Genomic DNA, 12,777 nt, shown 5'->3' on the forward strand with positions numbered 1-12,777 from the left:
GAACGACTTAATTACAAAGTAAGCGCGATACGCTTACCATCAGGCAAGGTCACATCTAGCGTAAGCTTGCCGCCTAGGGCTGTGACATAGCGTTTCAGCGTTGACAGTTTTGGGTCATTCTCGACCTTCTCCATCTTAACAATAGATGGCTGCTTGACGCCCAGAGCTAATGCAAGCTGAGTCTGCGACATGTTCAGCTCTTCGCGTAGTTTCGCTAAAGTGATTTCCTGACGGATCTCAGCCGTGCGCGCTTCAATGCGGGCGCGGCTCTCCGGTGAACGTTTAGCCATCATTTCTTTAAATGTCGCCATCTTCTTTTACCTCCGGTGATATCAGATGCGATGTAAACTCAGCGTCTGCGATCTTAATCATACGTTCGTAGAACAATTTTTCATTTTCGCCTTTCTTATCTCCCGCACATAAAACAATCGCTTTACGTGTCCGGTCAAACGCGAAGAATGTTCGGAATGGGTGGCCGCCAACCTGAACTCGAAGCTCCTTCATATTTTTGTATTGTGAGCCTTTAATCTGATCAACCTGTGGTCGTCCTAGCTGTGGGCCATCTTCTTCGAGTATACCGAGGTGTGCCAAAACCTCTTCCTGTACCGTTTCGGTTTGCTCATCAAACCACGTATCGAATAGCGCCCGTGTGACAATTTCCCATGCCAATCTGTAAACCTCCATGTCCTGCACTCTGTAAGTACAATATAACCTTAAGGCTATATTAGCAAGCGTTCCTCGTTAGCAATAGTGGGTATATGACTAAGTGAGCTATCCCTAGCCTGGACGAAAAATATTATCTGGTGGACGGCATGGACAACGATGATTTTAAGCTAACGTTCTATTTTACAACGCAATAGTATTATGGGTCTTTTCAAGGTGGCAGGAGGGCTGTAGGAATGGCGACTTTTGCAGTACGTCGTATAAACAATAGCGATCTAGACGATTTCAGGCGAGTAAGGCTCGAAGCACTTAAGCTTCATCCAGAAGCATTCGGTGCGTCTTTTGAAGAGGAAAGCCAGAAGCCAGAAACGTTCTTTGCTGAACGCCTCCGTCTAAACTTAGTTTTTGGAGGATATGACCTTCAAAATAGGCTGCAGGGTATCGTGGGTGTAAGTGGTAACACTGCGCCAAAACTGTGTCATGTGGCAATGATTTGGGGAATGTATGTCCGAGCTGAAATGAGAGGAACTGGCCTGTCTCGATCGCTTTTGGAAGCGGCATTACAGGCATCTCGCAATGCGAAAACAGTGAAACTTTCAGTCGCTGCAACAAACAAATCGGCACAAGCCCTTTATTGTTCTTTTGGATTTAGAGTGTGGGCAATAGATACCGCTGCACTATACATTGATGGTGAATATCATGACGAAATCTTGATAAGGCTTGATATTAATTAGATAAGTCGTAATCCCAGACTTTTTTGCACTGGCTACTACGTACTTGCTAAAACACTCGCGGAGACACTTCGTGCTGCGCCACCGAATGGCCTACGGGATCGTCTCAAAGTGAATTTGGCATTATTATCCCATAAAAAAACGGACTTTCCTTTTTAGTGAGGAAAGTCCGTTTAATTTTTTGATTGTTTATCGGCAACCATTATTTGTAGATAACGGCGACGCCGCGCAGTTGATTATCACCTGTTGCAGACGTGATAGTGAAGGCGCTGGCACCGGCTTTTTCTGCTTTCTGAGCCAACTGTGCTTGCAGTGAGTCCAGGCTACGGGCGGTAGCGCTAACTACGCCAACTTTTTCCAGACCTTGTGCCTGTTGTGAGGACACCTGCTCGGCAGCGAAAGCACCGAAAGACAGGGTAGAAAGTACGACAGCAGCGGCGAAGAATTTTACGTTTTTCATGTGATATATCCTGTTCAATGTTGTTTGGAGTGAAAGGGCATTTCCTTTCGATGAAGAGGATATTACGCCGATGCAGACAGAAGGAAAAACGGAGTGTTTTGAGAATATCTGTCAATATTTTTGATGTTAAATCTGGCGATAAGATGCACAGTCTCGATCGCCAGAAGGAAGGTTATATTGCGGCCTGCTGGGGCAGAGGAGACGAGGCCGGAGCCAGCACGCGTTCCAGCACGCGGGCTTCCAGTTCCGCCAGCTTTGCCGATCCACGACGCCGCGGCCGGGGTAAATCGACTGTAATATCCAGCCCCACGCGCCCTTCTTCAATCAGAATCACCCTGTCAGCCAGCGCAATGGCTTCGGAGACATCGTGCGTCACCAGCAGTACGGTGAAGCCATGCTGGAGCCACAGATTTTCGATCAGGCTTTGCATCTCGATGCGGGTTAAGGCATCCAGCGCACCGAGCGGTTCATCCAACAGCAGCAGACGCGGATGGTGAATGAGCGCGCGTGCCAGCGCGACGCGTTGTTTTTGACCGCCGGACAGCGCTGCTGGCCAGTCGCTGGCGCGATCTGCCAGCCCGACGGAGGCCAACGCCTCCTGCGCTTTCTCACGCCAGTTGCCGCGCAGTCCCAGCCCGACATTATCGATCACCTTTTTCCACGGCAGCAGGCGCGCTTCCTGAAACATCAGCCGCGTGTCGTCTTTCGCACTGCTGAGCGGTGCGGTGCCGGTCAGCAGTTCGCCGCTGCTGGCGGCTTCCAGCCCCGCAAGCAGACGCAGCAGGGTGCTCTTGCCGCAGCCGCTGCGGCCGACAATCGCAACAAACTGCCCGGAAGGAATACGCAACTGCACGTTATTCAGCACGGTGCGGTGGCCGTAATGCTTGGTAATGGCATCCAGCGCCAGCGGCGTCCCCTTGGTGAGTGGCGACGGCGAATGCGCGCGTGTTGCAGAATCGGTAAAAGCGGTCATGATGCGTCCCCCGATGAGGTTTGATAAGCCGGATTCCAGCGCAGCCATATGCGCTCCAGCCCTTGAGCGCTGATATCGGCCAGCTTGCCGAGCAGGGCGTAAAGGATGATGGCGACCACCACCACGTCCGTTTGCAAAAACTCACGGGCGTTCATGGCGAGATAGCCGATGCCGGAGTTGGCAGAAATGGTTTCCGCGACGATGAGCGTCAGCCACATAAAGCCCAGTGCGAAGCGGATACCGACCATGATGGACGGCAGTGCACCGGGCAGCACCACCTGATAAAACAGGCTCAGACCGGACAGCCCGTAGCTGCGTGCCATTTCCAGCAGGCCGCGATCGATGTTTTTAATGCCGTGATAAGTGTTGAGATAAACCGGGAACAGCGTACCCAGCGCTACCAGAAAGATTTTGGCCGCCTCATCAATCCCAAACCACAGAATCACCAGCGGAATCAACGCCAGATGTGGAACGTTGCGGATCATCTGCACCGAGCTGTCCAGCAGGCGTTCGCCCCAGCGTGACAGCCCGGTGATAAAGCCGAGCGTCAATCCGATAGTGCCGCCGATAGCAAACCCAATCAGGGCGCGCCAGCCGCTGATCGCCAGATGCTGCCACAGCTCGCCGCTGTAGATGAGCGACCACCCTGCGGTAATCACGGAGCTGGGGGCAGGCAGAATCCGGTTGGATAGCCAGCCGAACTCGACGGCGACCTGCCACGCGACCAACAGCGTCACGGGGAGCAGGAAAGGTGCCAACCGCTGTGCCAGGGAAGAGAGCGTTCTTGCCATGAGCGGTTCCTCAGCTTTGCGAGACTTTGCGTGGCACATAGCGGTTTGCCACCACTTCTCCCGCATTGTTCACCGCATGCAGCGGCGTGGGCTGTTGCGCCAGATCGAGGTGCGGGAACAACAATTCACCCACGCGGTATGCCTCTTCCAGATGCGGATAGCCGGACAAGATAAAGGTATCAATCCCGAGATCTGCATATTCCTGAATGCGTTCGGCAACCGTCGGGCCATCGCCAACCAGTGCTGTGCCTGCGCCGCCGCGTACCAGACCGATGCCAGCCCACAGATTGGGGCTAATCTCCAGCTTGTCCTTTTTGCCGCCGTGCAGGGCGGCCATGCGCTGCTGGCCGACGGAATCGAAACGCGCCAGCGCCGCCTGTGCGTCGGCGATGGTTTTTTCATCCAGATGGGAAATCAGCCGATCGGCGGCCTGCCAGGCTTCTTCGGTGGTTTCCCGCACGATGACGTGCAGGCGAATACCGAAGCGAACCTCACGCCCCTGCGCGGCCGCTTTGGCACGGACTTCCGCCAGCTTTTCTTTAACTTGCTCAGGTGGCTCACCCCACGTCAGGTAGAGATCGACCTGCTCTGCCGCCAGGTTCTGCGCAGCCTCGGAAGATCCGCCAAAGTAGAGCGGCGGGCGCGGCTGCTGCACGGGCGGATAAAGCAGTTTGGCGTCTTTGACCTGAATATGTTTGCCTGCGAAATCGACGGTTTCGCCTTCCAGCAGCCTGCGCCAGATATGGGTGAATTCCGCCGAAGCTTCGTAGCGTTCTTCATGACTGAGGAACAGCCCTTCGGCGGCCAATTCTTCCGGGTCACCGCCGGTCACCAGATTGAACAGCGCTCGACCGTTGGACAGCCTGTCCAGCGTCGCGGCCTGGCGTGCGGCGATGGTGGGGGAAATCACGCCGGGGCGCAGGGCAACGAGAAATTTTAGCCGCTGTGTCACCGGAATGAGCGATGCCGCAACCAGCCAGGAATCTTCGCAGGAGCGGCCCGTCGGCAACAGGACGCCGCCAAACCCTTGCCGCTCGGCGGCTTGCGCCACCTGCTGCAGATAGCCGTAGTCAACATGACGTGCGCCCTCGGTGCTACCAAGATAGCGACCGTCTCCGTGGGTGGGCAGAAACCAGAATACGTTAAGACTCATGGTGTGAACTCCTTAAACAGTCTTGTTTGAGGTAAACAAAAGGGGGGCGATAGGCGGATTAGTTCGCCTTGGGACGCCAGACGCGCTCTGCGATATTGACCTTCACCGGTACCAGACGGTTTTCATAAAACAGGTCGGCCGTGGATTGCTGTGCCTTGATCGTGGCGTCATCCAGCGGTTCTATGGTGGTCGGCGGGCGATGGTCGAGCGCCGTTTCAATCACTTTTTCCGGCAGCCCTACCGCGTTTGCCAACAGCGTGACGCTTTGCGCCCGGTCGCTGATCGTTAAGGCATCGGCTTTTGTCAGCTCGTCCAGTACCTGGCGAATAAAGGTGCCGTGCGCCTCGGCGTAAGGACGACCAGCCAGATAGAAGGAACCGGTTTTCTCCAGCCCGCTGCTATCGACCAGCACGCGAACGCCGCCTTCCAGCAGCGCGGCGGAATAGTAGGGATCCCAGATTGCCCATGCATCGACGTTGCCTTGCTGGAAGGCCGCGCGCGCATCAGCGGGAGTCAGGTAGGTCGGTTTGATATCGGTGAATTTCAGTCCATCACGTTGCAGCGCCCGCAGCAGCGTGTTGTGTGCGCTTGAGCCTTTCTGGAAGGCGACTTTGCGACCTTTTAAATCAGCAACGGTTTTCACCGGGCTGTCTTCCCGCACCAGAATCACTTCGGCTTGAGGCTTCGGCGGCTCCACGCCGACATACAGCAGGTCTGCGCCAGCAGCCTGCGCAAAAATCGGTGGGATATCGCCAGTGCCGCCCAGATCGATGCTGCCAACGTTGAGCGCTTCCAACATCTGCGGGCCAGCGGGGAACTCAATCCAGCTGATTTTGGTATTGGGGAACTGCTTTTCCAGCAACTGGTGTGATTTTGCCAGCACCAGACTGATCGAGCCTTTCTGATAACCGACGCGTAACTGCGTGGGTACGCTGTCTTGTGCATAAGCCGTGGACATGAACAGCACTGCGCTGGCAGCCAGAAGCGTAGGGATCCGGCGTAGCTGCGTCGCTACGTTTTTCCATAATGGCGTGCGTTTCTCACGTATTTCCGTGACCGATTTTTTCATCATCAATGACATGCCTATGACCTCTCCCTTATAACGAAAAATTAAAATGCGGCGAGAAAATGCAACATCAGGTGATAAACATAACAGGGGGGCGGTGGGCTTTTTAAATCTCAATTTGTCGTTTTTATAGCCAAAAGTAGAAAATGCCTGAAATCAGCACACTAAGATCCTATCCCAATAGGATTTTAGTGATTCCACTTTGTCTTCGATGGGAGGAGTTCCACTGCCCTATCCAAAGCACGTCTGTGTCAACAAGCGAGCAGTAGATCGGCGGCTGGCGATAAGCAATGCGTGCTGCCTGAGACTCAGTTCCGTCACAGAGACGCGTGCCCAAATCTGATTTTTCAACGAAGCCTCACAGACATTGAAAAGTCGTTATCAGCCAGTTTGTTTATTTGGTATAACAACTTTCCATCTTGTCACGCCTTTACCACGTCGTGACGAATCGCTGAGGGCAGTATGTGGCTTTAACAGATTCATCCCGGGACAAAGCGCCTCGGCAGGAACACTCTGACTCTGGGCGGATTTCAGGGCTGGCGCTGCTGGTTGCCAGCGCTTTTTTTATGGAGTTTCTTGATGGAACGGTGATTGCCACGGCTCTGCCAGATATGGCAAAGGCGTTTGGCGTCACGGCGATAGACCTTAATATTGGTATCCGGTTCGATGGTGCTGGCCGTGTTTGCAGGCAATTTGGCGATGAAGCCTGCGACCACGCCGCTAATTCGCTACTTTGGTTTCCGCAAGCTACTAATCAGTAATGGTATTGCCTGCGTATTGACGCTGCTGCTGTGCGCGCTGCTCTATATTGCCGGCGTAGCGTTGGTTGGTGCACTGTCCTACATCGTACTGGTGGGCGAAGTGAAGCGTGTAGGGTAATTCATCTGGGTGTTTAAGGCTTGGGCGAAAGCCATAAAAAAACGGACTTTCCTCTTTAGTGAGTAAAGTCCGTTTAATTTTTTGATTGTTTATCGGCAGCCATTATTTGTAGATAACGGCGACGCCGCGCAGTTGATTATCACCTGTTGCAGACGTGATAGTGAAGGCGCTGGCACCGGCTTTTTCTGCTTTCTGAGCCAACTGTGCCTGCAGTGAATCCAGGCTACGGGCGGTAGCGCTAACTACGCCAAATTTTTCCAGACCTTGTGCCTGTTGTGAGGACACCTGCTCGGCAGCGAAAGCACCGAAAGACAGGGTAGAAAGTACGACAGCAGCGGCGAAGAATTTTACGTTTTTCATGTGATATATCCTGTTCAATGTTGTTTGGAGTGAAAGGGCATTTCCTTTCGATGAAGAGGATATTACGCCGATGCAGATAGAAGGAAAAACGGAGTGTTTTGAGAATATCTGTCAATATTTTTGATGTTAAATCTGGCGATAAGATGCACAGTCTCGATCGCCAGAATACAGTTGGTTTGACTTCTAACGTTTCTTTATTGCTCTTTTGGCTTTTAGGCTAGGGGTGGTTGAAAGTGTCTCTAAATGTCGATATTCTTAATTTTTACAGTTGTGAAAGTGAAGACATAGAAAGATTTTTCTTATACGGCATGGCAATTATCTCAGCGAGATACATGCCCTGATGAATTTTAATATACTTTTTAATAAATGATTTTATTAAAATTTATTCCAATACTTAGTGTGTCTTAAAGTAATGGATGACAAAATTATGATTATATTCTCAAAATTAAAAACATGTTCTATTTTCTATAGAATAGATTGAAGACTTGTGTATCATACATAGATTTAGTGTCCTTGCGTATAAATGAGGCCAGAGCAATTTTTTGCGTGAATATATAAAAGGCACACATGTTCCTAATTTATTATACAGGTTGGCAGAACTTATTAAAATATCAGAGTGTTATTTTTATTCTATGGAATGTTATTTTCAAAAATCTTTCCAATATAAAATTGTCTATTTTTGTTATGAAAGTTAAGGAATAATGATGCGAATTGAACAAAGACTTAAAAAACTAGCGGATGAAAATCCTAATTACTCTCTTTTGTGGGCTCAATGGGAGTTTGATAAAAAACTTCTTTCTAGAGCATTAAATACAATTTCTCGGGATTTTCCACACTATAGTCTTCATGATGCTTCCCATTCATCGACTATCATTACCCAGATTGAAAAGGTTATATCCTCAAATATAGAGAATTTATCGGCTACTGATTGTTGGCTATTACTTGAGTCTTGTTATTGGCATGATGCAGGAATGATTATTACAAGTGAGGAAAAAAAAGGATTATTAGCAAGTGCTTCTTTTTTAAATTACTTAAAAGATCTGTCAGAAACAAACCATGAGCTTTCCACTCATGCCCAATTAATCTTACAAAGTAAAGAAGAAAATGATATAGTCAAAGCTCTTAATATATCTAATTCATTGACATTTGTGATTGCTGACTATTTTCGTAGTATACATGCTGAACGTTCAGGGTTAAATGTCAACGATCCTACAAGAATAAATGTTTTTTCCCCAAGAACATCTTTGATCCCACAGCGACTTTTTAATTTTGTTGCCCAAATAACACAATGTCATGGAAGAAATAGAGAGTCGATCTTAGGTTTAGCTAAATATAATGATGGGATGGATGCTGAAGATTATGCACATCCGCGATATGTAGCTGCTTTATTGAGGGTTGGGGATCTTTTAGATATTGATGATGGTCGTTTTTGTCCAACATTATTACATAATATCGGAGATGTCCCTCAATCATCACTTGATCATCAAGAAAAACATGCATCAATAAGGCATTTATTGATTAATAGTGAGGTCATAGAGATAAGGGCAGAATGTGAGGGGTATGGTGCATACCATGCTCAACAAAGTTGGTTCAACTATATTCAGGACGAATTTGATTATCAAAAGAGGATATGGAATGAGATTGTTCCTGATAGCAACTATAGAGCTCTTCCAACTATAGGGTTACTTTCTTGTGAAATAAAAGGTTATATTGCAATTGATGGAAAAGTTCCTAAATTAACATTAGATTCTCAAAGAGTATATAGTTATATTACAGGAGCTCAGATTTATAGCGAACGATATCCTTTTGTTAGAGAGATTATTCAAAATTCTATAGATGCGACTTATTACAAAGTGTGGGAGGATTTAATCTTTGATAATAATGAATATGAAAATAATGGTAATGAAATACGAGAGATATTTAATGATAAACTTATTGGTTATAGTATTGATGTTTCTCTCCATGAACAAGATCTAGATGATGTAACCCTGAACTCTTTTAAGGTTCGAGATTATGGTACGGGGATGAATCTTAAAGATATTAAGAAAATATTAGTTGTCGGTTCAGAATCTACAGACTCGAGAAAAAAACTAAATCAGACTATGCCTGATTGGGCAAAGCCTTCTGGCTATTTTGGTATTGGGCTGCAAAGTGTATTTAAACTTTGTAGTAAGGTAGTTATTAAAACAAGGATGGTAGAAAACCCTTGTTATGAAATTACTGTGATCAATGATTCTTCTTCTAAATTTTATAATATTGCTATAAGAGAGATTGATGATGTAAGATTTAAAGGTACTGAAATTACAGCTATATTTACCGAGAAAAAATCTGATGCGTTTAGTAATGTCGATATGTCATATAAAATACTACGACAAGGTTTTGATCCCTTAGCAGATACAGAGGTGAGTCTTTTTCGTAAATATTTGATGAATACTTTATCAGACGATTTTGACTGTAGTAATGTAGTCGTAAGATTTGAAGATAAGGCTTTTTTTAATGATGTAAGTAAAAAGAAATTCAATAGTGGAAAAGACAATAATATAAATATTACAGATTATGACATGGGTGTGGATATCAGTGTGGCTATAGATATTGAATCTGATAGTTATTCTTCTATTGATTATAAGTATAAAGGTGTGGAGTTTGATTTGCCAAAACCCATTATGGGTTTATATGGTGAGATAAATATATTCAAATATGATGCAGGATATTGGCTTACTATTGACAGAAAGAAAGGGAGAACCGATCGGGAACCTGAATTGTATCTCCTTAAAAAGGAGATAATTGAAAAACATTCAGACTATTTAAGAAAAAACACAGTGGATAAAAACCAGGCTGATTTTTTAATTTATGCCTATACTGGAAATTCAGTTTCTGACAACTGGAGAGATTTTGAAATAAAAAATATAAAAGTTAGCGATTATCTTGAAGGTCGTAGTGAGTTATTATCTATAATGGATCGATATCCGTACCGTAACAATACAAACCTTGTTAGCATAGATTCACTGCAGATGAACCTCTTGGCTGAAATTTCACGGCGACAAAAAGTAAGTATAGACGTTGATTTTAGCAGTTCAACTAGAAATAAAAAAATGAATAAAAATGTAGGGCAAATATATAATTTTAAGTTTCGCAATGATAAAAAATCTAATTTTAAAGCTAATTATGGCTTGATAAAAAACGAACTTTCTTTGGATAGAATGTATGCTTGGGGACGACAAAGTATCCCTTGTTATTCTGATGATTACTTAGATGTTTCTATTTCAAAGGACATGCTTCCTAATGGTATATATTCATCTTCTTCATTAAATCAATGGGTAAGTAGTCATTTATTTTCTCCTAAACTTTCTCCAAAGGAGGATAAAATAGATGTTGAGAAGGAACTTGATGTTTTATATATGTATTATAAAAAGCTTTCTCTTCTCAAGGTAGATGAAGATGAATTCAAACGAAAATATCTGGAAGTCTGGCGTGATTTAGATTTTATTTAGTGATAAAGAAAAGTTATTTATATCTTTTTTATTATCAGTCTAAAACTGAATTTTGACGGCTTTGTTGTTTATTACAAAGCCTCATTACATATTGTTATTCTTGGGTTTTACATATAAGAACTGGCAGAAAAATACTTTGTCATAGAAGGAACCGGTTTTCTCCAATCTTCAGCATCGTTTAGGGTCTGGGCGGATACGAGCAGCAGGGCGCCGGCGTAGCCGCGCTGTCAGGTTGCTCCATAATGGCGCGCTTTCTCCACGCCCTTCCGTGACCGATTTTTTCATCATCAATGACATGCCTATGACCTCTCCCTTATAACGAAAAATTAAAATGCAGCGAGAAAATGCAACATCAGGTGATAAACATAACAGGGGGGCGGTGGGCTTTTTAAATCTCAATTTGTCGTTTTTATAGCCAAAAGTAGAAAATGCCTGAAATCAGCACACTAAGATCCTATCCCAATAGGATTTTAGTGATTCCACTTTGTCTTCGATGGGAGGAGTTCCACTGCCCTATCCAAAGCACGTCTGTGTCAACAAGCGAGCAGTAGATCGGCGGCTGGCGATAAGCAATGCGTGCTGCCTGAGACTCAGTTCCGTCACAGAGACGCGTGCCCAAATCTGATTTTTCAACGAAGCCTCACAGACATTGAAAAGTCGTTATCAGCCAGTTTGTTTATTTGGTATAACAACTTTCCATCTTGTCACGCCTTTACCACGTCGTGACGAATCGCTGAGGGCAGTATGTGGCTTTAACAGATTCATCCCGGGACAAAGCGCCTCGGCAGGAACACTCTGACTCTGGGCGGATTTCAGGGCTGGCGCTGCTGGTTGCCAGCGCTTTTTTTATGGAGTTTCTTGATGGAACGGTGATTGCCACGGCTCTGCCAGATATGGCAAAGGCGTTTGGCGTCACGGCGATAGACCTTAATATTGGTATCAGCGCTTATTTATTAACTCTGGCAGTGTTGATCCCGGCCAATGGGTGGGTTGCGGAGCGCTTTGGTGCGCGAAATGTATTTACCCTGGCGCTGTGCATTTTCACGCTCTCATCCCTATTATGCGGCCTGAGTCATAACGTCACTGAGTTTGTTCTGATGCGTATCCTCCAGGGGGTCGGTGGTGCCATGATGGTTCCGGTAGGACGTCTGGTCGTTCTGCGTACCACCCCGAAGGATCAGTTGATTAAGGCGATCGCAACGCTAACCTGGCCCGCGCTGGTGGCACCGATCATTGGGCCACCGCTGGGTGGATTCATTACCACCTACGCCAGCTGGCACTGGATTTTCTTTCTCAATGTCCCTCTTGGGCTGATCGCCATCGTGCTGTCATTGCGGATGATGCCTAACCAGTCAGCGAACGAGAGTAGGCCGTTTGATTTCCCTGGGTTTGTCGCTACAGGCGTAACAATGTTGTGTCTGGTCGTAGGGCTGGAAATGCTCAGCCAGCAAAATGTCAGCCTGACCGGAGCCGCGGTCACTATTGCGATTGGCCTTGCCACGTTGGTGTGGAGTGTCCGTCATCTTTTGACCTGTAAAACGCCGCTGATTGGCCTATCTTCGCTTTCGGTGCCTTCATTTCGCATCAGCATGCGTGGGGGATTTATTCTTCGTGCGACGATCAGCTCCGCGCCCTTTATGTTGCCACTGATGTTTCAGGTTGGCTTCGGGATGAACGCGTTTGAAGCCGGTTCGATGGTGCTGGCCGTGTTTGCAGGCAATTTGGCGATGAAGCCTGCGACCACGCCGCTAATTCGCTACTTTGGTTTCCGCAAGCTACTAATCAGTAATGGTATTGCCTGCGTATTGACGCTGCTGCTGTGCGCGCTGCTCACGCCAGACTCACCGCATCTGATAACGCTGACGCTACTGTTCCTCGGCGGGCTGAGCCGTTCCATGCAGTTTACCGGCATCAGTTCGCTGGCGTTCGCTGAAGTTCCGTCGCAAGAGATGAGCTCAGCCAATACACTGTTCAGTACCTCACTCCAGCTCGCCAGCGGCTTGGGGGTAACAATGGGGGCGCTGAGCATACGCTTAGGCAACATCCTCAGCGATGAACTGGGCTATACCGCCGTGCCTGGCATGGGGTTTCGCCTGGGATTTGTGGTCATTGCGATTATTACCGCCTTCGGAGTGTATGATATGACGCGACTCGCACCAAATGCGGGTATCAACGTCTCGCAGAAAAAATAGAGTAGCGTCAGCCAACGG

General features: G+C 47.3%; 12 protein-coding genes and 1 pseudogene. 5 read left to right on the top strand and 8 right to left on the bottom strand.

Features of this window, described 5'->3' with window-relative positions; translation table 11 throughout:
* Positions 1-11: 11 nt before the first annotated feature.
* Both I2D83_RS00110 and I2D83_RS00115 read right to left on the bottom strand, forming a co-directional pair.
* Positions 12-311: a helix-turn-helix domain-containing protein gene (locus I2D83_RS00110; RefSeq protein WP_180779427.1), complete on the bottom strand. Its 300-nt coding sequence runs from the start codon at positions 309-311 to the stop codon at positions 12-14.
* Positions 298-684, bottom strand: a complete 387-nt coding sequence (locus I2D83_RS00115) for a type II toxin-antitoxin system RelE/ParE family toxin (protein WP_180779426.1) — start codon at positions 682-684, stop codon at positions 298-300. The genes I2D83_RS00110 and I2D83_RS00115 overlap by 14 nt, the downstream gene beginning before the upstream one ends.
* 215 nt (positions 685-899) lie before the next feature.
* Between I2D83_RS00115 and I2D83_RS00120 the strand changes: the two genes are divergently transcribed.
* Positions 900-1,397: a GNAT family N-acetyltransferase gene (locus I2D83_RS00120; protein WP_205947325.1), complete on the top strand. Its 498-nt coding sequence runs from the start codon at positions 900-902 to the stop codon at positions 1,395-1,397.
* Positions 1,398-1,596: 199 nt separating this feature from the next.
* Here I2D83_RS00120 and bhsA (I2D83_RS00125) read toward each other — a convergent pair whose 3' ends face one another.
* From bhsA (I2D83_RS00125) to I2D83_RS00145, 5 genes are all read right to left on the bottom strand, one after another.
* The gene (gene bhsA, locus I2D83_RS00125; RefSeq protein WP_012772768.1) at positions 1,597-1,854 is read right to left on the bottom strand and encodes a multiple stress resistance protein BhsA; all 258 of its coding nucleotides are present in this window, start codon (positions 1,852-1,854) and stop codon (positions 1,597-1,599) included.
* A gap of 172 nt (positions 1,855-2,026) precedes the next feature.
* Positions 2,027-2,827 (bottom strand): aliphatic sulfonates ABC transporter ATP-binding protein, encoded by an 801-nt coding sequence (ssuB, locus tag I2D83_RS00130; protein ID WP_205947326.1) that lies wholly within the window; start codon positions 2,825-2,827, stop codon positions 2,027-2,029.
* A complete protein-coding gene (gene ssuC / locus I2D83_RS00135; protein WP_180779424.1) occupies positions 2,824-3,618 on the bottom strand; it encodes an aliphatic sulfonate ABC transporter permease SsuC in 795 nt (264 codons plus the stop codon). Before ssuC ends, ssuB begins: the two co-directional genes overlap by 4 nt.
* A gap of 10 nt (positions 3,619-3,628) precedes the next feature.
* Entirely contained in the window at positions 3,629-4,771 is a 1,143-nt protein-coding gene (ssuD, locus tag I2D83_RS00140; RefSeq protein ID WP_180779423.1) for an FMNH2-dependent alkanesulfonate monooxygenase, read from the bottom strand.
* Between the two features lie 58 nt (positions 4,772-4,829).
* Entirely contained in the window at positions 4,830-5,852 is a 1,023-nt protein-coding gene (locus tag I2D83_RS00145) for a sulfonate ABC transporter substrate-binding protein (protein ID WP_205947327.1), read from the bottom strand.
* 512 nt (positions 5,853-6,364) lie between these two features.
* Between I2D83_RS00145 and I2D83_RS22535 the strand changes: the two are divergent.
* Both I2D83_RS22535 and I2D83_RS22270 read left to right on the top strand, forming a co-directional pair.
* Positions 6,365-6,496: pseudogene (locus I2D83_RS22535) on the top strand (hypothetical protein); the annotation flags it as partial.
* Between the two features lie 40 nt (positions 6,497-6,536).
* Positions 6,537-6,716: a hypothetical protein gene (locus I2D83_RS22270; RefSeq protein WP_241007253.1), complete on the top strand. Its 180-nt coding sequence runs from the start codon at positions 6,537-6,539 to the stop codon at positions 6,714-6,716.
* Between the two features lie 102 nt (positions 6,717-6,818).
* Here the strand turns inward: I2D83_RS22270 and bhsA (I2D83_RS00160) are convergent, their stop codons facing one another.
* A complete protein-coding gene (gene bhsA, locus I2D83_RS00160) occupies positions 6,819-7,076 on the bottom strand; it encodes a multiple stress resistance protein BhsA (RefSeq protein WP_205947328.1) in 258 nt (85 codons plus the stop codon).
* Positions 7,077-7,777: 701 nt separating this feature from the next.
* Between bhsA (I2D83_RS00160) and I2D83_RS00165 the strand changes: the two genes are divergently transcribed.
* Entirely contained in the window at positions 7,778-10,567 is a 2,790-nt protein-coding gene (locus tag I2D83_RS00165; protein ID WP_205947329.1) for an HD domain-containing protein, read from the top strand.
* Between the two features lie 746 nt (positions 10,568-11,313).
* The gene (locus I2D83_RS00170) at positions 11,314-12,759 is read left to right on the top strand and encodes an MFS transporter (RefSeq protein ID WP_205947330.1); all 1,446 of its coding nucleotides are present in this window, start codon (positions 11,314-11,316) and stop codon (positions 12,757-12,759) included.
* Positions 12,760-12,777 lie beyond the last annotated feature (18 nt).

The organism is Pectobacterium aroidearum (assembly GCF_015689195.1).
Lineage (GTDB): Bacteria > Pseudomonadota > Gammaproteobacteria > Enterobacterales > Enterobacteriaceae > Pectobacterium > Pectobacterium aroidearum.